The organism is Streptomyces sp. 3330, assembly GCF_031456635.1.
Classification (GTDB): Bacteria; Actinomycetota; Actinomycetes; order Streptomycetales; family Streptomycetaceae; genus Streptomyces.
The window spans coordinates 129,568-152,680 of record NZ_JAVDVA010000004.1 but is presented as its reverse complement, the minus strand read 5'-3'; the positions used below and the strand labels follow the sequence as shown (position 1 = coordinate 152,680).

The 23,113-nt window shown below is 73.3% G+C and carries 18 protein-coding genes; 17 read left to right on the top strand and 1 reads right to left on the bottom strand.

The features are described from left to right. Window positions 1–2 precede the first annotated feature (2 nt). From asnB to J2X68_RS08685, 16 genes are read left to right on the top strand one after another with little or no spacing between them, the layout of a single operon-like run. On the top strand, window positions 3–1,937 hold the full coding sequence (gene asnB / locus J2X68_RS08760) for an asparagine synthase (glutamine-hydrolyzing) (protein ID WP_310431889.1): 1,935 nt from the start codon (window positions 3–5) through the stop codon (window positions 1,935–1,937). 34 nt (window positions 1,938–1,971) lie between these two features. Next, window positions 1,972–4,170 carry a bi-domain-containing oxidoreductase gene (locus J2X68_RS08755; RefSeq protein WP_310431888.1) on the top strand — a complete coding sequence of 733 codons (2,199 nt, stop codon included), beginning with the start codon at window positions 1,972–1,974 and terminating at the stop codon, window positions 4,168–4,170. Continuing rightward, window positions 4,167–6,134 carry an alginate lyase family protein gene (locus J2X68_RS08750; RefSeq protein ID WP_310431887.1) on the top strand — a complete coding sequence of 656 codons (1,968 nt, stop codon included), beginning with the start codon at window positions 4,167–4,169 and terminating at the stop codon, window positions 6,132–6,134. Before J2X68_RS08755 ends, J2X68_RS08750 begins: the two co-directional genes overlap by 4 nt. A 9-nt stretch (window positions 6,135–6,143) precedes the next feature. Next, on the top strand, window positions 6,144–7,664 hold the full coding sequence (locus tag J2X68_RS08745) for a right-handed parallel beta-helix repeat-containing protein (protein WP_310431886.1): 1,521 nt from the start codon (window positions 6,144–6,146) through the stop codon (window positions 7,662–7,664). A gap of 1 nt (window position 7,665) precedes the next feature. Further along, window positions 7,666–8,898: an O-antigen ligase domain-containing protein gene (locus tag J2X68_RS08740; protein WP_310431885.1), complete on the top strand. Its 1,233-nt coding sequence runs from the start codon at window positions 7,666–7,668 to the stop codon at window positions 8,896–8,898. 2 nt (window positions 8,899–8,900) lie between these two features. After that, window positions 8,901–10,175 (top strand): glycosyltransferase, encoded by a 1,275-nt coding sequence (locus J2X68_RS08735; RefSeq protein ID WP_310431884.1) that lies wholly within the window; start codon window positions 8,901–8,903, stop codon window positions 10,173–10,175. Further along, window positions 10,172–11,407 carry a class I SAM-dependent methyltransferase gene (locus tag J2X68_RS08730; RefSeq protein ID WP_310431883.1) on the top strand — a complete coding sequence of 412 codons (1,236 nt, stop codon included), beginning with the start codon at window positions 10,172–10,174 and terminating at the stop codon, window positions 11,405–11,407. The genes J2X68_RS08735 and J2X68_RS08730 overlap by 4 nt, the downstream gene beginning before the upstream one ends. Then, the gene (locus tag J2X68_RS08725) at window positions 11,404–12,213 is read left to right on the top strand and encodes a glucose-1-phosphate cytidylyltransferase (protein WP_310431882.1); all 810 of its coding nucleotides are present in this window, start codon (window positions 11,404–11,406) and stop codon (window positions 12,211–12,213) included. The genes J2X68_RS08730 and J2X68_RS08725 overlap by 4 nt, the downstream gene beginning before the upstream one ends. Continuing rightward, window positions 12,210–12,857, top strand: a complete 648-nt coding sequence (locus tag J2X68_RS08720) for a PIG-L family deacetylase (RefSeq protein WP_310431881.1) — start codon at window positions 12,210–12,212, stop codon at window positions 12,855–12,857. Before J2X68_RS08725 ends, J2X68_RS08720 begins: the two co-directional genes overlap by 4 nt. Window positions 12,858–12,860: 3 nt before the next feature. Then, complete coding sequence (locus J2X68_RS08715) at window positions 12,861–13,886, top strand: SDR family oxidoreductase (protein ID WP_310431880.1); 1,026 nt, start codon at window positions 12,861–12,863, stop codon at window positions 13,884–13,886. Beyond that, window positions 13,883–15,157 carry a DUF4910 domain-containing protein gene (locus J2X68_RS08710; protein WP_310431879.1) on the top strand — a complete coding sequence of 425 codons (1,275 nt, stop codon included), beginning with the start codon at window positions 13,883–13,885 and terminating at the stop codon, window positions 15,155–15,157. The genes J2X68_RS08715 and J2X68_RS08710 overlap by 4 nt, the downstream gene beginning before the upstream one ends. A gap of 5 nt (window positions 15,158–15,162) precedes the next feature. Beyond that, a complete protein-coding gene (locus J2X68_RS08705) occupies window positions 15,163–16,476 on the top strand; it encodes a hypothetical protein (RefSeq protein WP_310431878.1) in 1,314 nt (437 codons plus the stop codon). After that, the gene (locus J2X68_RS08700; protein WP_310431877.1) at window positions 16,473–17,420 is read left to right on the top strand and encodes a glycosyltransferase family 2 protein; all 948 of its coding nucleotides are present in this window, start codon (window positions 16,473–16,475) and stop codon (window positions 17,418–17,420) included. The genes J2X68_RS08705 and J2X68_RS08700 overlap by 4 nt, the downstream gene beginning before the upstream one ends. Beyond that, on the top strand, window positions 17,417–18,649 hold the full coding sequence (locus J2X68_RS08695) for a polysaccharide pyruvyl transferase family protein (protein WP_310431876.1): 1,233 nt from the start codon (window positions 17,417–17,419) through the stop codon (window positions 18,647–18,649). Before J2X68_RS08700 ends, J2X68_RS08695 begins: the two co-directional genes overlap by 4 nt. Next, window positions 18,646–19,197 carry a dTDP-4-dehydrorhamnose 3,5-epimerase gene (rfbC, locus tag J2X68_RS08690; protein ID WP_310431875.1) on the top strand — a complete coding sequence of 184 codons (552 nt, stop codon included), beginning with the start codon at window positions 18,646–18,648 and terminating at the stop codon, window positions 19,195–19,197. Before J2X68_RS08695 ends, rfbC begins: the two co-directional genes overlap by 4 nt. 7 nt (window positions 19,198–19,204) lie before the next feature. After that, a complete protein-coding gene (locus J2X68_RS08685; RefSeq protein ID WP_310431874.1) occupies window positions 19,205–20,539 on the top strand; it encodes a glutamate-1-semialdehyde 2,1-aminomutase in 1,335 nt (444 codons plus the stop codon). 12 nt (window positions 20,540–20,551) lie between these two features. Here the strand turns inward: J2X68_RS08685 and J2X68_RS08680 are convergent, their stop codons facing one another. Then, window positions 20,552–21,223, bottom strand: coding sequence for a phosphatase PAP2 family protein (locus tag J2X68_RS08680; protein ID WP_310431873.1), 672 nt, complete (start codon window positions 21,221–21,223; stop codon window positions 20,552–20,554). A 648-nt stretch (window positions 21,224–21,871) separates the two neighbouring features. On the opposite strand from J2X68_RS08680, the gene J2X68_RS08675 reads away from it, so the two are divergent. Next, window positions 21,872–22,891 carry a LacI family DNA-binding transcriptional regulator gene (locus J2X68_RS08675; protein ID WP_310431872.1) on the top strand — a complete coding sequence of 340 codons (1,020 nt, stop codon included), beginning with the start codon at window positions 21,872–21,874 and terminating at the stop codon, window positions 22,889–22,891. The last annotated feature ends 222 nt before the right edge of the window (window positions 22,892–23,113 follow it).

The following is a 23,113-nucleotide window of genomic DNA, read 5'->3' as shown; positions in this document are numbered from 1 at the left end:
ACATGTGTGGCATCGCAGGCACGTACCGGTGGCCGGACGGGAAGGCCGTGACCGACCGGCTCACCGAGACCCTCGCCCACCGCGGTCCGGACGGGGCCGGCCGGTACAGCCACCCCGTCGGCGACGGCGAAGTGCACCTCGGGCACCGCCGGCTGGCCATCGTCGACCTGTCCGAGACCGGCGCCCAGCCGATGGTCTCGGACGGCCTCGTCCTGACGTACAACGGCGAGCTGTACAACGCGCCCGAGCTGCGCGCCGAGCTGGCGGCCACCGGGGTCCGCTTCCGCGGCACCTCCGACACCGAGGTGCTGCTGGAGGCCTGGCGGCGCTGGGGCACGGACTGTCTGCCCCGGCTGCGCGGCATGTTCGCGTTCGGCGTCTTCGACGAGCGCACCGGTGACCTGGTGCTCGCCCGCGACCAGCTCGGCATCAAGCCGCTGTTCCTGCTCCGGCGCGGCGAGGGTCTGGTGTTCGCCTCCGAGCTGAAGGCGCTCGGCGCCGTGACCGGCGGGTCGCTGGAGGTGGACCACGCGGCGCTGGTGGCCTCGCTCCTCTACTACTGGGTGCCGGACTCACGGTGCGCGTTCCGCGAGGCGGAGAAGCTGCCGCCGGGAAGCTGGCTCCGGTGCCGGGCCGACGGCCGGGTGGAGCGCGGACGGTTCTGGAACCTCCGGGACGTCGCCGCCGAGGCCCAGGAGCGGGCCCGGGCCGGCGAGCTGCCGGACATCGCCGCCGTCGTCGAGGAGTCGACCCGGCGCCACCTGCTCTCCGACGTGCCCGTGGCGACCTTCCTCTCCGGCGGTCTCGACTCCAGCTACCTGACCGCGCTGGCGGCCCGTGACCGGCCCGGGATCTCCGCCTACACGATCGGGTTCCGCGCCGAGGACGCCAGGTTCGAGGCGATGCCGGACGATCTGCGCTACGCCCGGCAGGTGGCCGAGCGGTTCGGCGTCGACCTGCACGAGATCGAGATCGCTCCGAACGTCCTCGACCTGCTGCCGCAGATGACGTACCACCTGGACGAGCCGATCGGCGACCCCGCCGCGATCAACACGTTCCTGATCTGCCAGGCGGCCCGGGAGGCCGGGGTCAAGGTGATGCTCTCGGGGATGGGCGCCGACGAGCTGTTCGCCGGTTACCGCAAGCACCTGGCCAACCTGATCGCGCTGCGCTACCAGCGCGTCCCGCGGCCGCTGCGGCGCGGTGTGTCCGGGGTCGTGGACCGGCTGCCGGTCGCCACGGCCCGCCGGGGGTACCGGTCGGTGCGCTTCGCGAAGCGGTTCCTCTCCTTCGCCGATCTGCCGGAGGAGACCGCGTTCCGGCGCAGCTACACCATGTACGACCAAGAGGAGCTGCTCGCCCTGATCGATCCCGACCTGGCCGGGACGGTCGACGACGTGCTGACCGAGCACGCGGACGTCTACGAGGACAACGCACTCGACGACTTCGTCAACCGGATGTGCCTGGGGGACGCCCGGATGTTCCTGCCGGGCCTGAACCTCGCCTACACGGACCGGTCGAGCATGGCCGCGTCGACGGAGGTGCGGGTGCCGTACGTGGACGTCGAGGTGGTCAAGGCGGCGTTCTCCGTGCCGGGCGACCGCAAGATCGTCGGACGGCAGGGCAAGGCCGTCCTCAAGGAGGCGGCCGCCTCGGTCCTGCCCCGGGAGATCGTGTACCGGCCCAAGGGCCTGTTCAGCGCCCCGCTGCGGGCCTGGATGAGCCGGGATCTGGCTCCGCTGGTGCGCGAGGTGGTCGACGACGGCGAGCTCGTGCGTTCCGGGTTCCTGCGCCGCGACGCGCTGGCCCGCATGGTCGCCGAGGACGCCGCCGGGCACCGGGACTTCTCCAAGCATCTGTGGCATGTGCTGACCCTCGAGTACTGGTACCGCGGCGCGACCTCCGGGGCCGGCCAGAACATCTCACTGACGGCGTAGAGACAGCAGAGACGGCAGAGACAGAGGACTTCGGGTGAAACAGGTTGTTCAGAACTACAAGACCGGCGAGCTCGCGGTGCTCGACGTGCCGGTGCCGGGGTGCAAGCCGGGCGGTGTGCTGGTCCGCAGCGCCTACTCGCTGATCTCCACCGGGACCGAGCTCATGAAGGTGTCCGAGGCCGGCATGTCGATGCTGGGCAAGGCCCGTTCCCGGCCGGACCAGGTGGCCAAGGTGATGCAGAGCGTGGCCACCAACGGGGTGCCCGCCACCTACCGCAAGGTGATGGGCAAACTGGATTCCTACACGCCGCTGGGCTACTCGCTGTGCGGGGTCGTCGAGCAGGTCGGCGCCGGGATCGACGAGGTGAAGGTCGGCGACCTGGTGGCCTGCGCCGGCAACGAGCACGCGCTGCACGCCGAGCTGAACTGGGTGCCGAAGAACCTCTACGCCCGGGTGCCGGACGGCCTCGCGCCGCGGCACGCGGCCTTCGGCACCGTCGGGTCGATCGCGATGCAGGGCGTGCGCCAGGGCGAGCCGCAGCTCGGCGAGGTGGCGCTGGTCGTCGGCCTCGGGCTGATCGGGCAGCTGGTGGTGCAGCTGCTGACCGCCTCGGGCGTCCGCGTCGTCGGGGCCGACCCCGACCCGGTGCGCTGCGAGCTCGCCGAGCGCCTGGGCGCCGCGGCCTGCGGCGATCCCGCGTCCGCCGCCGTGGAGAGCGCCGTCGCCGAACTGACCGGCGGGCACGGCGTGGACCAGGTGTACCTGGCCGCCGGCGGCGGCAGCAACCAGCCCGTCGAGCTGGCCGCGCGGCTCTGCCGGGACCGCGGCCGGGTCGTCGACATCGGCAAGTGCCGCCTGGACCTGCCGTGGAACGCGTACTACGAGAAGGAGCTCGACGTCAGGTTCTCGCGCAGTTACGGCCCCGGGCGCTACGACCCGGAGTACGAACTGCAGGGGCGGGACTACCCGATCGGCTACGTGCGCTGGACCGAGCGCCGCAACCTGGCCTGCTTCCTCGATCTCCTCGCCCGCGGCAGCGTCGACGTCGAGCCCCTGATCTCCCACGTCGCCGCCTTCGACGACGCCGTCGAGACGTACCGGCGCCTGAAGGACGGCGATCTCAAGGCCGTGGCCGTGCTGTTCCGGTATCCCGAGCAGAAGGAGGAGGCCGGGGAGGCCGGAGAGGCGCAGGCCCCGGCGGTGGCCGTGCCCGCGGTGCGGCGCGGCGGCGGAGCGTCCGCCCCGGCCCGGTCCGCGAAGGCGCCGGTGCGGCTGGCGTTCGTCGGCGCGGGCAACTACGCGACGTCGATGCTGCTTCCGCACCTGGCCCAGCGCGACGGCGTCGAGCTGTCCACGGTCGTCACCACGACGGCGCTGTCCGCGGCCAACGCGCAGCGGAAGTTCGGCTTCGCCGGGGCGACCACCGATCTCGACGCCGTGCTCGGCGACCCGTCCGTCGACGCGGTGTTCGTCGTCACCCGCCACAGCTCGCACGCCGAGCTGACCCGGAAGGCGCTGCTGGCCGGCAAGGCGGTGTTCGTGGAGAAGCCGCTGGCCCTCACCGAGGACGAGCTGGCCAATGTGCTCACGGCGGTGGAGGAGTCCGGCAACGACCGGCTGCAGGTGGGCTTCAACCGCCGGTTCGCTCCGCTGCTGCAGGAGGCCCGGACACGGTTCGGCCCCCGGACCGGACCCGCGAGCCTGCGCTACCTCGTCAACGCGGGCCGGCTGCAGCAGGGCAGCTGGTACCTCCAACAGGGCACCGAGGGCTCCCGGTTCGCCGGTGAGGGCGGCCACTTCATCGACACGGCGAGCTGGCTGCTCCAGGCCGACCCGGTCTCGGTGTACGCCGTCGCCGCGTCCGGCAACGAGGACCTGCAGGTCGTGCTGCGCTACCCGGACGGGTCCACCGCCACCATCAGCTACGTCACCACCGGCTCCCCCGGCTTCCCCAAGGAGACGCTGGACCTGGTCGCGGACGGCAAGGTGCTGCGGCTCGACGACTTCGTCCGCGCCTCGGTGTACGGCCGCAAGCGGTGGGCGAGTTCACGGCTGCCGAAGGCGCGGGACAAGGGCCAGTCCGCCGAACTGGCCGCGTTCGTCAGGGCCGTGCGGACCGGCGGGCCGATGCCGGTGCCGCTGGAGTCGCTGGTCGCCACCACGGCGGCGACGCTCGCCGTGCAGACCGGCCTGGCCGCCGGCGCGCCCGTGACGCTGGCGGGGCCGCGATGACCATGAGCGCCGGCTGGTACCTGCGGCGGCTGTCCCGGATGGGACCGCGGGAGGTCGGCGGCCGGCTGGCCGACGCGGCGCGCAGACGGCGGTGGCGGTCGGTGCGGCCGGACTGCCCGGGCGTGACCGGCGCCCGGTTCACCGCGGTACTGCCCGCGGGGGCGATCGCCGCGGTGCCGCCGGACGCCGCGAAACGTCTCGTCGCCGAGGCCGACCGGCTGATGGACGGGCACGCCGTGTTCTTCGGGGTGGACCGCGACGACCTGGCCGACCCGGACTGGTGGCACGACCCGAAGACCGGGCGCCGGGCTCCATGGGGGTACGCCTTCGACGTGCCCTACCGCAACGAGGACGCGGTCGGGGACATCAAGCAGATCTGGGAACTGTCCCGGCACCAGTACCTCACCGTGCTCGCCGGCGCCTACGCGCTCACCGGGGACGAGCGGTACGCCGAGCGCGTCGCCGCGCATCTGCGGTCGTGGTGGGCGGGCAACGCGCCGCTGCGCGGAGTGCACTGGACCAGCGGCATCGAGCTGGGGATCCGGCTGCTGTCCTGGGTGTGGATCCGCCGGCTGCTCGACGGCTGGCCGGGCGCGGCCGGGCTGTTCGAGGACAACCCGGTGGCGCTGAACCAGATCTGGCACCACCAGCGCTGGCTGGCCGCCTTCCCCAGCCGGGGTTCCTCGGCGAACAATCACGTCGTCGCCGAGGCCGCCGGACAGTTCGCCGCGGCCTGCGCGTTCGGCTGGTTCCCCTCCTCGGCCCGGTGGCGGGCCGACGCGCTGCGGTCACTGGAGCGGCACCTGCGCGGCAACACCTTCGGCTCCGGTCTGAACCGCGAACTGGCCACGGAGTACCACGGACTGGTGCTGGAGCTCGGCCTCGCCGCGGTGGCCGAGGCGGACGCCGCCGGTGTGCCGGTCCCCGCGTCGGTCCGGCTGACGCTGCTGCGGATGACCGACGCGCTCGCGGCCGTCGTGGACGACCGGCTCCGGCCGCCGCGCCAGGGGGACGCGGACGACGGGCACGGTCTGGTCGTGGACGGGGCGGGCACCGACCGCTGGGCCTCGCTGCTGGCCACCGGGGACGCCGTGTTCGGCCGGCTCGCCTGGTGGCCGGCGGTGACCGGCACCGATGTGCGCACCCCGCTGCTGGCCGCGCTCGTCCGGCCGTACGCGAAGGACGCGACCGCGCCGGCGGTGGACCGTCCGGCGGACCGGCCCGCGCACTTCGCCGACGCGGGCATGACCATCCTGCGGGGTCCGGCGGGGATCTGGTGCCGCTGCGACGGCGGTCCGCACGGATTCCTGTCCATCGCCGCACATGCCCACGCGGACGCGCTGTCCGTGGAGGTCCGGCAGGACGGGGTCGACGTGCTCGCCGACCCGGGGACGTTCTGCTATCACGGGCAGCCCGCCTGGCGGCGGTACTTCCGCTCGACCCTCGCCCACAACACCCTGCAGCTGGACGGCGGCGACCAGTCCGTCTCCGGCGGTCCGTTCCTGTGGACCCGGCACGCCCGCAGCCGCGTCCTGGTCGCGGACACCTCCGGCGCCGCCGACGGGGGCACGGCCCGCTGGTGCGCCGAGCACGACGGCTACCGGCCCTCCACGCACCGCCGCCAGGTGGAGCTGACGGCCGCCGGCCAGGAACTGAGGGTGGTCGACGAGGTACGCGGCCCGCGCCGGGCCGTGCGCCTGGCGTTCCACCTCGGCCCGACGATCACCGCGGAACTGGAGGGGAACCGGGCCGTCCTCACCTGGACCCGGGACGGCGAGGACCGCTCCGCGGCGCTCGACCTGCCCGGACAGCTGGACTGGCGGGAGCACCGCGGCGAGAGCGGCCCGCCGCTGGGCTGGTACTCCCCCGGCTTCGGGCGCAAGGAGCCCGCCACCACCCTGGTCGGCAGCGGCTTCGCCGACGGCACGGCGGAGTTCACCACCGTACTCAGGTTCCACGGCTAGGGAGGACGCTTGCGGATCAAGTGGCGGCACTGGGCATGGCCGGCGGCGACGCTGGCTACGGCCCTGCTGGCGGCGACCGGGTGCGACAGCACGCCGGGCGCACGGCCGAAGCCGACCGCCGCGCCGTCCACCTCCGTGGCGCGGGTGTGCGCCGCGCCCGCGGCCGGACCGGCGAAGGCGCCGGCGGGCGCGGTGACGGTCGACCCCGCGGTGGCCGGCGACCTGGCCACGAAGACGAAGAACAGCCCGCCGAACACGACGTTCTGGCTCCGCCCGGGCACGCACCGGCTCGATCCGGACCGCTACGCCCAGGTCATCCCCAAGAAGGGGGACAGCTATCTCGGCGCGCCCGGCGCGGTGCTCGACGGCCGCAGGACCAACCAGTACGCGTTCGGCGGCACCGCCCCCGACGTCACCATCCGGTACCTGACCGTGCAGGGCTTCGTCGCGCCGCACGACGAGGGCGTGGTCAACCACGACTCGGCCGACGGGTGGGTGATCGAGCATGCGACGATCCAGAACAACTCCGGCGCCGCCCTGATGGCGGGCGCCCGCCAGCAGGTCCGCGCCAACTGCCTGCGCGACAACGGCCAGTACGGCATGAACGCGTACAAGGGGGCCGGCCGCATCAGCGGTCTGGTGGTCGAGGGCAACGAGATCGTGGGCAACAACAAGGACGACTGGGAGCGGCGGCGGCCGGGCTGCGGCTGTACCGGAGGCGTCAAGTTCTGGGCCGTCGACGGCGCCGACATCCGCGGCAACTGGGTGCACGACAACCGCGGAGCCGGGTTGTGGGCGGACACCAACAACAACGACTTCCTCGTCGAGGACAACGTGATCGAGGCCAACGACGGCGCCGCGCTGATCTACGAGACCAGCTACAACGCGGTCATCCGGAAGAACACGATCCGGCGGAACAACTGGGTCGAGGGCCGCAGGTACGCCGACCGCGGCGACAACTTCCCGTTCGCGACCGTCTATCTGTCCGAGTCCGGCGGCGAACCACGGATCCGGGCCCGCACCGACAAGATCGAGATCTACCGGAACGTGCTGGAGAACAACTGGTCCGGGATCACCCTGTGGGAGAACGCCGACCGGTTCTGCAACAGCCCGGCCAACACCTCCTCCGGTGACTGCACGTTGCTGGTGCCGAAGAAGGACCGCTGCGCGCAGCCGGCGATCGCCACCGCGCCGCTCTACGCCGACTGCCGCTGGAAGACCCAGCGGGTGGACATCCACGGCAACCGCTTCGTGCTGGACAAGGCCGTCGTCGACTGCACGGTGAAGTGCGACCGCATGGCGGTGCTGGCCAACTACGGCAGCTACCCGGACTGGTCGCCGTACCAGGGCGAGCGGGTGGCCGAGGCGATCACCCGCGAGCAGCACAACCGCTGGCACGACAACGCCTACGTCGGACCCTGGAAGTTCGTCGCCCACGACCCGAGCCGGATCCTCGACTCCGCGCAGTGGCAGGGCACGCCGTACCAGCAGGACGCGGGCAGCACCTTCCGCGCGCGGGACGGTGGTTGAGATGACCGCCGACCACATGTCGAAGACCGTCGGGGCGGTCTGGGGGCTGCTGATCCTCAACACGCTCGGCTCCGCCGGGGCGAAGACCATCGTCCCGCTGCCCCGGTCCCTCATCCAGATGGTCACCATGGGCGCGCTGGTCGCCGCGTTCACGCTGGCGCTGGCGGTCAATCTCCGGCTGCGCATCCGGGCCAGCGCCTTCGTGTTCCTGCTCACCCTGCTGCTGGTGCCGAGCGTGATCTCCAGCGCGGACCTGGAGTCCGGGTTCGGCGCGCTGTTCCGCTGTGCCCGGCTGGCCCTCTTCGTCGGCACGCTGTGGCTGCTCAGCCGCTGGTGGGACGGCGGCCTGACGTTCGTCCGGCACCACATCCGGATGTACTTCGCGGTCCTCGGGTCGGTGGCCGCCGGAGCGGTCATCTCCCCGGGCGCCGCGCTGCCCGAGCTCTACGGCGGACGGCTGGTGGGCGCGTTGTGGCCGCTCACGCCCCCGCAGATCGGACAGTACGCCGCGGTGATCATCGGGCTCACCGTACTGCTCCTGCTGGGCCGCAGGACCGACGGGACCAGCGCGGCGGTGATCGTCGTGCCGGCCCTCGTCCTGCTCGCGCTGACCCACACCCGTACGGCCACGCTCGGCCTGCTCATCGGGCTCACGTTGGCGATCGGCTCGCTCGTCCTGACCAGCGCGGCCGCCCGCCGGTTCTTCGCCTGGGCGGTGGTGTGCGCCACCGTGGCCGCGGTGGGGTTCGGCTCCGCGCTGCAGGCCTGGTTCCTGCGCGGACAGAGCCAGGAGAACTTCTCCAGCCTCACCGGGCGGGCCAAGGTCTGGCACGCCCTGCTGGCGGCGCCCCGCACGACCTCGGAGTACCTGTTCGGCGCGGGTCTGGGCGACAAGTCGTTCGGCGGGCTGCCCATCGACAACAGCTGGCTGGCCGTCTACCACGAGCAGGGCATGACCGGCGTGGCCCTGGTGGCGGCGATCATCGTCGTGCTGGGCGGTGTCGCGCTGCTGCGGCCGCCCTCGCTGTCGAGGGCCTGCGCCATCTTCCTCATCAGCTACTGCGGGATCGCCTCGTACACCGAGGCCGGGCTGGGCGACGCGTCGCCGTATCTGCTGCACCTGGCCGTGGCCGCCTCGCTGCTGGCGACGCCCGCCGCCGCCACGGCGCTCCCGGCACCCGAAGTCGCTCGACGACGTGTCCCGCAATGGGCCCGAAGATCGGAGGTGGCCTGACCATGCACGTCCTCGTGGTGCACAACCGCTATGCCTCGGCGCAGCCGAGCGGGGAGAACAAGGTCGTCGACCAGGAGGTGGCGCTGCTGCGCGAGGCCGGCCACCGCGTCGAGCTGTTCGAGCGGCGCAGCGACGACATCGCCGCCCGGTCCCTGCTGGGCAAGGCCGCGTTACCCCTGCTGGTGCCGTGGAACCCGGCGGTCCGCGCGGAGCTCGCCGCCCGGCTCCGCTCCGAGCGGCCGGACGTCGTGCACGTCCACAACGTCTTCCCGCTGCTGTCGCCCGCGGTGCTGGCCGCCTGCGCCGACGCCGGTGTGCCCGCCGTGGCCACGCTGCACAACTACACCCAGGTCTGCCCGCCCGGCACGCTGCAGCGGGACGGCCGGCCGTGCACCGAGTGCGTCGGATCCGCGCCGCTGCCCGCCGTGCGGCACGGCTGCTACCGGAACTCGCGGCTGGCGACCGTGCCGCTCGCGGTCAGCCTGTCGGTCAACCGGCGGCGGTGGTGGTCCGGCGTGGAGCGGTTCTTCTGCATCTCGGCGGCGCAGCGCGACGTCCTGGTGCGGTCCGGCATGCCGGCCGAGCGGCTGGCGGTGAAGCACAACTTCGTTCCCGAGCCGGGTATTCGCCGGTCGGGCGACGGCGAGCACCTGCTCTGTCTCGGCCGGCTCGCGGAGGCCAAGGGCGTGCGGCTGCTCATGGCCGCGTGGGACGAGATCGCCGCCGGCGGCGGTGTGGGCGTCCCGCTCGTGATCGCCGGCACGGGGCCGCTGGAGCGGGAGGTGACCGCCTGGGCGGCGGGCCGGGACGACGTCCGGTACGTCGGCCTCTACGACGTGGCGGAGTGCCGGAAGGCGGTCGCGCGGTCGGTCGCCGTGCTGGCTCCCTCGACCTGGCTGGAGGCGTTCGGCCTGGTGGTCGTGGAGGCGATGGCGGCCGGGGTCCCGGTCGTCGCCGCCGGTCACGGCGCCTTCGTCGAACTCGTCGAGGACGGGGTGACCGGGCTGCTGCACCGGCCGGGCGAGGCCGCCTCGCTCGCGTCCTGCATACGCCGGATCGCGGTCGGACAGGACCGCAACCGGGAGATGGGCCGGGCGGCCCGGGTCCGTTACGAGCAGGGGTTCAGCCCGGCCGTCGGCCTGGAGCGCCTGGTGGAGGGGTACCGCACCGCGATCGCGGGTCGGTCCGGCGGCGGGGACAGCCCGTCGCCGACAGGGGACAACAGCACTGGCTCGCACCGGGGGCACCCGGGCGGGCGGGATGGGGGCAGTAGATGACACGATGCCGACTCTGCGGCTCGGCGGCGCTGGCGAGCGTCGTCGATCTGGGGGCGACCCCGCCGTGCGAGAGCTTTCTCGCCGCGGACCGGCTGGACGAGCCGGAACCGGCGTACCCGCTGCACCTGCGGGTCTGCACCGACTGCTGGCTCGCGCAGATCCCTCCGCTGATCACGCCGGAGGAGACGTTCAGCGAGTACGCGTACTTCTCCTCGTTCTCGACGTCCTGGGTGGAGCACGCGCGCACGTTCGTCGCCGACGCCGCACAGCGGGTGGGGCTCGGCGCCGACTCCTTCGTGGTCGAGGTCGCGAGCAACGACGGATACCTGCTGCGGCACGTGGTGGACCGGGGGATCCGCTGCCTGGGCGTCGAGCCCTCGGTGAACGTGGGCGGGGCGGCCCGGGACGCGGGTGTGCCGACGCTGACGGCGTTCCTGGACCCGGACACCGGCGCCGGCGTCCGCGCCGAGCACGGCCCGGCGGACCTGGTCGTGGCGAACAACGTGTACGCGCACATCCCCGACGTGGTCGGCTTCACCCAGGGGCTGCGCGCCCTGGTCGCCGACGACGGCTGGGTCTCCATCGAGGTGCAGCACCTGCTGACCCTGATCGAGGAGAACCAGTACGACACGATCTACCACGAGCACTTCCAGTACTACACGGTCGCGTCCGCGATCAGGGCGCTGGCGAGCGGCGGACTCGCCCTCGTGGACGTCGAGTTGCTGCCCACGCACGGCGGCTCCATCCGGCTGTGGGCCCGTCCGGCCGAGGTGGCGGGCGAGCCGGGCCGGCGGGTGGCCGAGGTGCTGGACCGGGAGAAGGCCGCGGGGCTGCAGGAGCTGTCCGGGTACGCCGAGTTCTCCGCCCGGGTGGCCAAGGTCCGCCGGGACCTGCTGCGGTTCCTCATCGAGGCGGCCGAGCGCGGCGAGACCGTCGTCGGCTACGGCGCGCCGGGCAAGGGCAACACCCTGCTCAACCACTGCGGCATCCGGCCCGATCTGCTGGCGTACACGGTCGACCGCAACCCCTACAAGCACGGCAGGTTCACCCCGGGCACCCGGATCCCGATCCTGCCGCCCGAGCAGATCGCCGCCGACCGGCCCGACTACGTCCTCGTCCTGCCGTGGAACCTGCGGGACGAGCTGGTCGAGCAACTGTCCTACGTGCACGAGTGGGGCGGCCGGCTGGTCTTCCCCGTCCCGGAACTGAGCATTGTCGAGGTCAAGTCATGAAGGTCGTTCTGTTCTGCGGCGGTTACGGGCTGCGTATGCGCAACGGAGCCTCCGACGACATGCCCAAACCGATGGCGATGGTCGGTCCGCGGCCGCTGATCTGGCACGTCATGCGCTACTACGCCTACTTCGGGCACACCGAGTTCATCCTGTGCCTCGGGTACGGGGCCCACCACATCAAGAACTTCTTCCTCAACTACGACGAGACGACGTCCAACGACTTCGTGCTGCGGGGCGGGCGGCCCGAGCTGCTGTCCACCGACATCGCCGACTGGACGATCACCTTCGCGCAGACCGGCATCGAGTCGCCGATCGGGGAGCGGCTGCGCCGGGTGCGGCATCACCTGGACGGCGACGAGATGTTCCTCGCCAACTACGCCGACGTGCTCACCGACGCCCCGCTGCCGGAGATGATCGACCGGTTCGCCCGGCGCGACGCGGGCGCGTCGATGATGGTCGTGCCGCCGCAGTCCTCGTTCCACTGCGTGGACCTGGGCGAGGACGGGCTGGTGGGGGGCATCACCGCGGTGAGCGAACTGCCGCTGTGGGAGAACGGCGGCTACTTCGTGCTCCGCCAGGAGGTCTTCGACCACATACCCGAGGGCGGGGACCTGGTCGCCGACGGTTGCGCCCAACTGGCCAAGCGGGGACGCCTGGTGGCGCATCAGCACCGCGGCTTCTGGAAGCCGACCGACACCGTGAAGGAGCGGGCCGCGCTCGACGACGCCTACACCCGGGGCGACCGCCCGTGGGCCGTGTGGGAGCGGGACGGCGCGGCCGCGGGCGCCGGGGCGGGGACCGCGTGATCCGGCTCGGGACCGGGCCCGTGGACCGGATCGTCGCGGTGGGCGCGCACTGCGACGACATCGCCATCGGCGCCGGCGGCACCCTGCTGACGATGTGCCTCGCCCGGCCGGGTGTCCGCGTCGACGCGCTGGTGCTCTCCGGCGGCGGCGGCGAGCGGGAGCAGGAGGAGCGGGCCGCGCTGGCCGCCTTCTGCCCCGGCGCCGACCTGCGGCTGACGGTGCACAAGCTGCCGGACGGCCGACTGCCCGCGCACTGGGAGGAGGCCAAGGCCGCGGTCGAGGAACTGCGCGCGCAGACCGAGCCGGATCTCGTGCTGGCCCCGCGCACCGATGACGCGCACCAGGACCACCGCGGCCTGGCGAAGCTGATGACCACCGCGTTCCGGGACCACCTGGTGCTCCGCTACGAGATCGTCAAGTGGGACGGCGACCTCGGCCGTCCGACGGCGTACCAGCCGCTCTCGGTGGAGGTCGCCGAACGGAAGGTACGGCTGCTGCAGGAGCACTACCCCTCGCAACGGCACCGGCCCTGGTACGACCGCGAGGCCTTCCTCGGCCTCGCGCGCATCCGCGGCATCGAATGCCACGCGCGTTACGCCGAGGCGTTCACCGTCACCAAACTCACTCTCGACCTGGGGGAATGAACCTTGCGCGTACTGCTGACCGGACACCAGGGCTATCTGGGCACCGTGATGGCACCGGTCCTCGCGGCCGCCGGGCACGAGGTCGTCGGTCTCGACGCCGGCCTGTTCGCCGACTGCGTGCTGGGCCCGCGGCCCGCCGATCCGCCCGGCCCCCGGGTGGACCTGCGCGACGTCACGGCCGAGCACGTGGCCGGGGTGGACGCCGTGATCCACCTGGCCGCCCTGTCCAACGACCCGCTGGGATCGCTCGCGCCGGAGCTCACCTACGACATCAACCACCAGGCCTCCGTGCGGCTGGCCCGGCTGGCCCGCGAGGCCGGGGTGCGGCGCTTCCTGTACGCGTCGACCTGCTCCGTCTACGGCGCGGCCGGCGGGGACGACCTGGTGACCGAGGACGCCCCGCTGCGCCCGGTGACGCCGTACGCGGAGTCCAAGGTGCGGGTGGAGGACGACCTGCACGCGCTCGCCGACGGCGACTTCACCCCGGTGTACATGCGCAACGCCACCGCGTTCGGCTTCTCGCCCCGGCTGCGCGCCGACATCGTGCTGAACAACCTGGTGGGGCACGCCCTCCTGTCCGGCGAGGTGCTCGTGCTCTCCGACGGGACACCCTGGCGCCCGCTGGTGCACGCCGCCGACATCGCACGGGCCTTCACCGCCGCGCTGTCCGCGCCGCGCGAGGCGGTGCACGACCGGGCGTTCAACATCGGCAGCGAGATCAACAACGTCACGGTCGCCGAGATCGCCGAGCAGGTGGCCGAGGCGGTGGCCGGATCGAAGGTGGTGATCACCGGGGAGACCGGCGCCGATCCGCGCTCGTACCGGGTGGACTTCTCCCGGTTCCGCGCCGCGGTGCCCGGCTTCGACTGCGAGTGGACGGTGAAGCAGGGGGCGCTCGAACTCGCCGACGCCTACCGGAAGCACGGGCTGACCCGGGAGGACTTCGAGCGGCGCTTCACCCGGCTGGCCGTGCTGCGCGCGGCGTCCGACGCGGGCGCCGTCGACGACACTCTGCGGTGGAGCCGATGACCACGGCCGGCGAAGAGATGCACGCCCTGGTGGAGCGGCTGTACCCGCTCTGCCGGAGCATCACCGGCGACGGTGTGCGCGCCACCCTGGAGATCGTCGGCGAGTACGTCCCGTTGCGGGTGCACGAGGTGCCGACCGGGACCCAGGTGCTCGACTGGACGGTGCCGCAGGAGTGGAACATCCGGGACGCGTACATCGCCGACGCCGCCGGCCACCGGGTCGTCGACTTCGCCGCGTCCAGCCTGCACGTGCTCGGCTACAGCGTGCCGGTGTCGGCGACCATGCCGCTGGCCGAGCTGCGCGCGCACCTGCACACCCTGCCGGAGCACCCGACGTGGGTGCCGTACCGCACCAGTTACTACCGGCCGGAGTGGGGGTTCTGCCTGGCCCAGGAGACCTTGGACGCGCTGCCGGACGGCGAGTACGAGGTGCGCGTCGACTCCACGCTCGCCGACGGCCACCTCACCTACGCCGAGCACGTGGTGCCCGGGCAGGTCTCCGACGAGGTGATCGTCTCCTGCCACGTCTGTCACCCGTCGCTGGCCAACGACAACCTGGCGGGCATCGCGGTGGCGACGTACCTGGCCCGGGCGCTGGCGGAGCAGAAGCCGTACTACACCTATCGGTTCCTGTTCGCGCCCGGCACCATCGGGGCGATCACCTGGCTGGCCCGCAACGCGGAGCGGATCGAACGGGTCAAGCACGGGCTGGTGCTGGCCTGCGCCGGCGACCGGGGCCAACTGACCTACAAACAGAGCAGGCGGGGCGACGCGGAGATCGACCGGGTGCTGCGGCATGTCCTGGCCGCCTCCGAACGCCCGCACCGCATCACCGAGTTCACCCCGTACGGCTACGACGAGCGGCAGTTCTGCTCGCCCGGATTCGATCTCGGCGTGGGCTCGCTCAGCCGGACCCCGTACGCCGGGTACCCCGAGTACCACACCTCGGCGGACAACCCGGACTTCGTCTCACCCCAGGCGATGGCGGACACGCTCGCCGTCTGCCGGGAGGCCTTCGCCGTCCTCGACCGCAACCGGCGGTACGTCAACCTCAGCCCCTACGGCGAACCCCAGCTCGGCCGGCGCGGGCTGTACGACTCGCTCGGCGGCCGCAGCGACGCGAAGCAGGCCCAGATGGCCCTGCTCTGGGTGCTCAGTCTGTCCGACGGCGAGCACGCGCTGCTGGACGTGGCCGAGCGGTCCGGGCTGCCGTTCGACACCGTCGCCGCCGCGGCCGACGCCCTGCACGGCGCCGGGCTGATCAAGGCGTGACGCGGATGAGCACCGAGGGGGACAGGACGGGGGCGCCGCCCGCGGACCGGGCCGGGGACGCCCCGAGGTCCGCCAAGCGGGCCCTCGTCGGACGGCTGTCCTGGGGACTGGCCGACCAGGCGGCGTCCAGCATGACCAACTTCGCGGTGGGGATCTACGTCGCGCGCTCGCTCGGGGTGACCGCGTTCGGCGTGTTCAGCCTGGCCTGGGTGACCTACGGCGTGGTGCTCAACGTCTCCCGCGGACTGGCCACCGACCCGCTCGTGGTGCGCTTCAGCGGCGTGTCGGACACGTCCTGGCGCGGCGCGGTGGCCCGGTCCACGGGCACCGCGCTCGGCGTCGGCGCCGCCCTCGGCGCGGCCTGTCTGGTGGTCGGGCCGGGTCTCGGCGGCAGCGTGGGGCCCGCGTTCGTCTGCCTCGGCGTCGTGCTGCCGGGGCTGCTGCTGCAGGACGCCTGGCGGTTCTCGTTCTTCGCCGCGGGCGCCGGCCGGAAGGCGTTCGTCAACGACCTCGTGTGGGGCGTCGCGCTCGTCCCGGCCATGGTCGTGGCGGCCCGGGTGGGCAGCGTGGCCGCCTTCGTGCTCGCCTGGGGCGCGTCCGCCGCGGTGGCCGCCGCCTACGGCTGCCTCCAGTCCGGCATCCGGCCGCGGCCGACCGGGGCGCGCGGGTGGCTGCGCGAGCAGCGCGACCTCGGCTACCGGTACCTCGTCGAGAACGTGAGCCTCAGCGGCGCGAGCCAGCTGCGGGCGTACGGGCTGGGCGCGATCGTCGGGGTCGGCGCGGTGGGCGCGGTGCGGGGCGCCGAGCTCCTGCTCGGCCCCTTCCTCGCCGTGCTGATGGGGCTGTCGCTGGTCACCGTCCCGGAGGCCGCGCGGGTACTGCGGCAGGCCCCGCACCGGCTCGGCGCGTTCTGCCTCGTGCTGGGCGGCGGACAGGCCGCCGGCGCCCTGCTCTGGGGCGGGGCGCTGCTGCTGGCGCCGGACCGGCTCGGCGAGCTGGTGCTCGGCGACGTCTGGCACTCCGCGGCGGCGCTCGTCGTGCCGGTCACCATCGGTGTCGCGGGCGCGGGCCTCGGCACCGGTGCGGCGGCCGGGCTGCGCGCGCTCGGCGCGGCCCGGCGCAGCCTGCGCTGCCAGCTGTTCGCCTCCGCCTGCTATGTCGGCGGAGGCCTGGGCGGGGCGGCCGCGGCCGGCACGGTCGGCTCGGCCTGGGGCGTCGCCGCCGCGACCGTCACCGGCTCGGCCGTGTGGTGGCTGCAACTGCGCTCCGCCCTGCGCGAGCACCACCGGAACATCCTTCCCGAAGTGAGGACCTCATGACCGACCGACCCAGGCTGAGCATCGGCCTGCCCGTGTACAACGGCGAGGAGTACCTGGCCGAGTCGTTCGACGCCCTGCTCGGCCAGACCTACGAGGACTTCGAGCTGGTCGTCTCCGACAACGCCTCGACCGACGGGACCCAGGACATCTGCCGCGCGTACGCCGCGAAGGACTCGCGCATCCGGTACATCCGGCTGTCCCGCAACATCGGCGCCGCGCCGAACCACAACCACGTGTTCACCGAGTGCCGGGGCGAGCTGTTCAAGTGGGCCTCGCACGACGACCTGTACGCCCGGGACCTGCTGAAGCGCTGTGTAGAGGCGCTGGACGAACGGCCGGACGTCATCCTCGCGCACTCCGGCCAGGCGGTCATCGACGGCGACGGCCGGGTGAAGGTCCCGTACGAGTACGGACTGGCCACCGACTCGCCGCACACGCCCGAGCGCTTCCGCAGCCTGCTGTTCGAGCCCGGCGGCGACGACTTCTACGGGGTGATGCGGGCCGACGTGCTGCGCCGGGTGAAGCCGCACGACAGCTATCACCACGCGGACCGCACGTTCGTCGCGGAGATCACCCTGCACGGGCCGTTCCACCAGGTGCCGGAGCTGCTGTACTTCCGCCGCGACCACCCCACCCGCGCCGAGCGGGCCAACCCTTCCAAGCGCTCCCGGTGCGTCAACCTGGACCCGCGCCGGGCGGGCCCGCTGCACCCGACGCCCCGGCTGCTCGCGGAGTACGTGTGGGGCTTCGCCTCGGCGATCCGGCGGGCGCCGTTGTCGCCGGCCGACCGGCGCGCGTGCTACGGCCACCTGGCCGCGTGGCTGACCAGCCGGGTCCGGCCGGGCGCCGGCGAGCGCGTCGAGGACCGCGCCCCGGTCGACCCCGCCCGGCTCACGGTCTCCGTCGACGCCCTCGTCGCCGGCCGTGAGGGGAGGCAGACATGACGTCCGGAGCCCGACGCCCGGTGCGTGTCGGGCTGTTCGGCCTGCTCGGCTCCGGCAACCTGGGCAACGACGGGTCGCTCGAGGCCGCGCTCGGCTACCTCCGCGCCCGGCATCCGCAGGCGGTCGTGGACGCGCTGTGCGGCGGACCCGAGGTCGTCGCGGCCCGGTACGGGATCCCCGCGACACGGCTGCACTGGTACCGCGGGGAGTACCGGACCGCGTCGCGGGCGGGCGCGATCGCGGGGAAGGGCCTCGGCAAACTCGTCGACGCCTTCCGCACCGCCGCCTGGGTGCGCCGGCACGACGTGGTGATCGTGCCCGGCATGGGCGTCCTGGAGGCCACGCTGCCGCTGCGGCCGTGGGGGTTCCCGTACGCGCTGTTCCTGCTCTGCGCGAGCGGCCGGCTGTTCGGCACGCGGGTCGCGCTGGTCGGCGTCGGCGCCGCCGCGATCGGCGACCGGCCGACCCGGACCCTGGTGCGCTGGTCGGCGCGGCTGGCGGCCTACCGGTCGTACCGCGACGCCCTGTCCCGCGACGCGATGCGGGCGATGGGCGTGGACACCGCGCGCGACGAGGTCTTCCCGGACCTCGCGTTCGCCCTGCCGACGCCGTCGGGGAGCGCGCCCTCGGGCCCCCCGGGCCAGGTCTGCGTCGGCGTCATGGACTTCCACGGCGGCAACGACGACCGGGCCCGGGCCGAGGAGATCCACCGGCGCTACCTCGACGGGACGACCCGCTTCGTCCGGGCACTGGTCGAGGACGGCAGGCCGGTCCGGCTGCTCACCGGCGACGCGTGCGACGCGCCGGTGGTCGCCGCGATCCTCGACGCGGTGGACTCGCCGCTGGTCAGCGCCGCCGAGGCGACCTCGCTGGCCGACCTGATGAAGGAGACGGCGGCTGCCGACACCGTGGTGGCGACCCGGTACCACAATCTGGTCTGCGCGCTGAAGGCCGGCACTCCGACGCTCGCGCTCAGCTATGCGGCGAAGAGCGACGCGCTCATGGCCCGGATGGGTCTCGGCGCGTACTGCCACCCGGCGCGCGAGGTCGACGCCGACCGGCTGCTGGAGCAGTTCCGGGCGCTGGAGGAGCGCTCGGCGGAGCTGCGGCGCACCCTCGCCGAGCGGAACCTGGTCGCCGTACGGCAACTCGAGAGCCAGTTCACCGCCTTGACCGCCGCCCTGTTCCCGGCGGCCGACCACGCCCAGGCCCTGCGGGAGGCTTCATGAAGGCGAGCGACGTCCCGGCGATCGCCGGCGCGTACCTGTTCGAACCGACGCCGTACGCCGACGAACGCGGCTTCTTCTGCCGCACCTTCGACGCCGACGTGGTCCGCTCGGTGGGCCTCGACCCGGACGCCTTCGTCCAGGACAGCCTGTCCCGCTCGGTCCGGGGCGTGCTGCGCGGCCTGCACCTGCGCTCCGGCGCCGGCGAGGCCAAGCTGGTGCGGTGCTCGTACGGGCGGATCTTCGACGTGGTCGTGGACCTGCGGCCGGACTCGCCGACGTACCGCAACGTGGCCTCTTTCGAGCTGTCCGGCGAGACGCAGGCGACCCTGTACATCCCGGCGGGGTGCGCGCACGGCTTCCAGGCGCTGACCGGGACCGCCGACACCTCGTACCGGATCGACCGCCCGCACGATCCGGCCGAGGACGTGACGATCGCCTTCGACGACCCGGAGCTAGCCGTCCCCTGGCCGCTGCCGGTCACATCGATGTCCCAGCGGGACCTGAAGGCGCCGAGCCTCGCCGAGGTCCTGCGGAACCGGAAGAGTTGAGGCAGGCGTGAACACCGAAGGCACCGAAGAGCTCTCCCTGCCCCGGTCGCGGGCGGCGAACGAGCGACTGCACACCATGATCCCCGGGGGCGCGCACACCTACGCCAAGGGCGACGACCAGTACCCCGAGCACCTGGCCCCGGTCATCAGCCACGGCCGCGGCGCCCACGTGTGGGACATCGACGGCAACCGCTACGTCGAGTACGGCTCCGGGTTGCGGTCGGTCAGTCTCGGCCACGCCCACCCGCGCGTGACCGAGGCGGTGCGACGGGAACTCGACCGCGGCAGCAACTTCGTCCGGCCGTCCGTCGTGGAGGTCGAGGCCGCCGAACGCTTCCTGGCCACCGTGCCCACCGCCGAGATGGTGAAGTTCGCGAAGAACGGCTCCGACGCCACGACCGCCGCGGTGCGCCTCGCCCGCGCCGCCACCGGGCGCTCGCGGGTGGCCCTCTGCGCCGACCATCCGTTCTTCTCCGTCGACGACTGGTTCATCGGCACCACTCCGATGTCCGCCGGCATCCCGGACGCGACCAACGAGCTCACCGTGGCGTTCCCCTACGGGGACCTGGCCGCCACGGAGGAGCTGCTCACCCGGTACCGGGACGAGGTCGCCTGCCTGATCCTGGAACCCGCCACCCAGACCGAGCCGCCGCCCGGATACCTCGCCGGTCTGCGCGAACTGGCCGACCGGCACGGCTGCGTCCTGATCTTCGACGAGATGATCACCGGCTTCCGCTGGTCCGAAGCGGGCGCCCAGGGCCTGTACGGGGTCGTCCCCGACCTCTCCACGTTCGGCAAGGCGCTCGGCAACGGATGCGCCGTCTCCGCGCTGGCCGGGCGCCGCGACCTGATGGAGCTGGGCGGCCTGCGCCACTCCGGCGAGCGGGTCTTCCTGCTGTCCACCACGCACGGGGCGGAGACGCACTCCCTGGCGGCCGCGATGGCCGTGCAGAGCACCTATGCCGAAGAGGGCGTCACCGCCCGGCTGCACGCCCTCGGCGAGCGGCTGGCGGCCGGGGTCCGGGACGCGGCGGCCGCCATGGGCGTCGGCGACCACGTCGTCGTCCGGGGCCGGGCCAGCAACCTGGTCTTCGCCACCCTCGACGAGCACCTGCGGCCCTCGCAGCGGTACCGCACGCTGTTCCTGCGCCGGCTCCTCGCGGGCGGGGTGCTGGCTCCGTCGTTCGTGGTGAGCGCCGCGCTCGACGACACCGACATCGACCACACCGTCGACGTGGTGGCCCAGGCCTGTGCGGTGTACCGGAAGGCACTGGACGCCGCCGACCCCACCCCCTGGCTGGCGGGACGGCCGGTGAGGCCCGTCTTCCGCAGCCGGGCGTGACGTGACCTGACGTCAGGGGCGCGCCCGCCGGCCGGCGTCGGCGAGCCGGTCGGCCGGTCGGTCCACCCGCCGGTCGGCCGTCCGGTCGATCAGCCACGCGGTCGCCGGTACCACCGCCAGCGCGGTGCACCAGCCGCCGAGGACATCGGTCGGGTAGTGCGCGCCCAGGACGACCTGTGCCCAGCCCATGGCGGCGCCGGCGACCAGCGCCGCGGCGAGCACGAGCGCCGTGCCGGCCGTCCTGCCGAGGCCGAGCCGGCCGGCCGCGAGCAGCGCGACCACCAGGGCGAGCGCGGTGAGGAAGGCGGTGTGCCCGCTCGGGTAGGACAGGTTGCCTTCACCGTGGATGGTGCGCCCCACCAGCGACTTGAGCGCCGTGGCCGTCGCGACGGCCACGCCGGGGCCGGCGACGACGAGCACGGCCGCGTGAGGACGGCGCAGCAGCAGGCAGCCCGACCCGGCGACCGCGACCAGCGTGGCCGCTCCCCCGGGCTCCCCCAGGAAGTCCGTGGCGAGCGCGACGGACCGCCACGGCGACGCCACGCCCTCCACCGCCGCCCAGATCCGGGCGTCCACCGTCGCGGGCTCGCTGTCGCCGGCGTACAGGACCCCGAGCACGACGACCAGCAGCGCGGCCAGGACCGCGATCGGTCCGAGCCGGCCGCGCAGCGCGGGCGGCAGCACCCGGGGCGCCGACCGGCCGGCCGGTCGACCTCTCGGGACGGGGCGGGGGTGCGCCCCCTCATCCGACCGGTGGCCGGCCATGCATCAGCCTTCCGTCAGTACCTCGGCTCCCGCGGGCGGGTCGGACACGGCGGATCCGACGCACCTCCCCCTCCCGTAGGGGCCGACACCGTCGGCCCGTCGCTCGCGCGATGCCACGCCCCGACAACTCCCGCTGCCGTCACCGGAATTGACCGAGGTCGTCAGGGACGGGGCACGGCGCCGCGCACGGCCGGACCGGGCAAGAATAGACAGAACCGACGCCGGGACCAAGCGGGCCCGGCGGGGCCACGGAGACGATGATCGTGCGCCGCGAGCGCCGCGTCCGGCACCGCCGGCCGGCGTACCGGGGTCAGGTGTGCCGTGAGCGGGGTCCGTGGGTATCCATGGGGATCCGTCCCCGGCCGGGCCGGGCCACGGATCCCGACGGACGCTCACCGCGTCAGCGGATCACGGCAGCGGCGGGTAGGCGTTCTGCACCAGCTGCTGGAACTGCGCGGAGAACCAGCGTCCGGCCAGCGGCGACTCCGGCAAGGCGCCCGTGGGGTGAAGTCATGTGCCCGGCCGCCCCCGGCCGCTACGATCGGTGATCTCGTGGGGGAGGTGGTCATGGGCAGACGGCGCCCGGGGACACCGACGCTGGAGGAGGTGGCCGCCCACGCACGGGTAGGGCGGGGCACGGTCTCCCGCGTCATCAACAACGCGGCCGGCGTGAAGGAGTCGACACGGCGAGCCGTGCAACGGGCGATCGAGGAACTGGGGTACGTGCCCAACCTCGCGGCCCGTTCCCTGGCCGGGCGCCGGGCCGACGCCGTGGCGCTGGTCATGACGGAGCCGGACTGGCGGCTGTTCGCCGAACCCTTCTTCTCCGAGATCGTCCGCTCACTCGGAGACGCGCTGACGGACACCGGGCTCCAGCTGCTGCTGACCCTGGTCCGCTCGGACGTCGAGCGGCAGCGCTTCCTCGAGTACGCGCGCGGCGGCCGGGTCGACGGAGTCCTGCTGATGTCCGTGCACGCCGGTGATCCGTTGCCGGACATGCTCGCCGACGCCCGGTTGCCGACCGTGCTGCTGGGGCGCCGCTCCGGGGAGGAGTACGTCAGCTACGTCGACGCGGACAACATCGGCGGCGCCCGCAGCGCCGTCTCCCACCTGCTGGCGCAGGGCCGCAGGGCGATAGCCACCATCACCGGGCCGCTCGACCTGTACGCGGCCCGGTGCCGGCTGCGCGGGTATCAGGAGGCACTTGCGCTGGCGGGCCTCGAGGGCGAACAGCGCGTCGCCGAGAGCGACTTCACCGCGGAGAGCGGGCGGCGCGCGATGGCCGACCTCATCGCACGGCATCCGGAGATCGACGGCGTGCTCGCCGCGTCGGACACCACGGCCGCGGGGGCTCTGGAGGCGCTGCGCACGGCCGGGCGCCGGGTGCCCGAGGATGTGGCCGTGATCGGTTTCGACGACTTCTCGCTGGCCCAGCGGACCGCACCGCGACTGACGACGGTGCGGCAGCCGATCGAGGAGATCGGCCGGGCCATGGTGCGGCTGCTCCTGGAGGAGATGGAGGAGGGCGCCGTGGCCTGGCGGCACGTCATCCTCCGTACGGAACTGGTGGTCCGCGAATCCACCTGACGTTCGCCGGCCGATCGGCCCGCGAGCGCGCCCGGCGTCGGCGCCGCGCGCCGCCGTTGTCCCGCCCGCGTCTCGGAAACCGGCGCGACGGCTTCGTGCCGACAGGCTTGTCAGCCGCCCGAACCATCCCTACAGTCCCAGCCGAAACCAGGATTGGGAGCGCTCCCATTCACGAGGTCGCGGGATCGCCTCTCCCACCCCCCTCCCTCCACAGAGGATCCG

Coding starts and splice junctions, on each gene's coding strand:
- asnB (WP_310431889.1), top strand. CDS start 3: ATGTGTGGCATCGCAGGCACGTACCGGTGGCCGGACGGGAAGGCCGTG.
- J2X68_RS08750 (WP_310431887.1), top strand. CDS start 4,167: ATGACCATGAGCGCCGGCTGGTACCTGCGGCGGCTGTCCCGGATGGGA.
- J2X68_RS08740 (WP_310431885.1), top strand. CDS start 7,666: ATGACCGCCGACCACATGTCGAAGACCGTCGGGGCGGTCTGGGGGCTG.
- J2X68_RS08735 (WP_310431884.1), top strand. CDS start 8,901: ATGCACGTCCTCGTGGTGCACAACCGCTATGCCTCGGCGCAGCCGAGC.
- J2X68_RS08730 (WP_310431883.1), top strand. CDS start 10,172: ATGACACGATGCCGACTCTGCGGCTCGGCGGCGCTGGCGAGCGTCGTC.
- J2X68_RS08725 (WP_310431882.1), top strand. CDS start 11,404: ATGAAGGTCGTTCTGTTCTGCGGCGGTTACGGGCTGCGTATGCGCAAC.
- J2X68_RS08710 (WP_310431879.1), top strand. CDS start 13,883: ATGACCACGGCCGGCGAAGAGATGCACGCCCTGGTGGAGCGGCTGTAC.
- J2X68_RS08705 (WP_310431878.1), top strand. CDS start 15,163: ATGAGCACCGAGGGGGACAGGACGGGGGCGCCGCCCGCGGACCGGGCC.
- J2X68_RS08700 (WP_310431877.1), top strand. CDS start 16,473: ATGACCGACCGACCCAGGCTGAGCATCGGCCTGCCCGTGTACAACGGC.
- J2X68_RS08695 (WP_310431876.1), top strand. CDS start 17,417: ATGACGTCCGGAGCCCGACGCCCGGTGCGTGTCGGGCTGTTCGGCCTG.
- rfbC (WP_310431875.1), top strand. CDS start 18,646: ATGAAGGCGAGCGACGTCCCGGCGATCGCCGGCGCGTACCTGTTCGAA.
- J2X68_RS08675 (WP_310431872.1), top strand. CDS start 21,872: ATGGGCAGACGGCGCCCGGGGACACCGACGCTGGAGGAGGTGGCCGCC.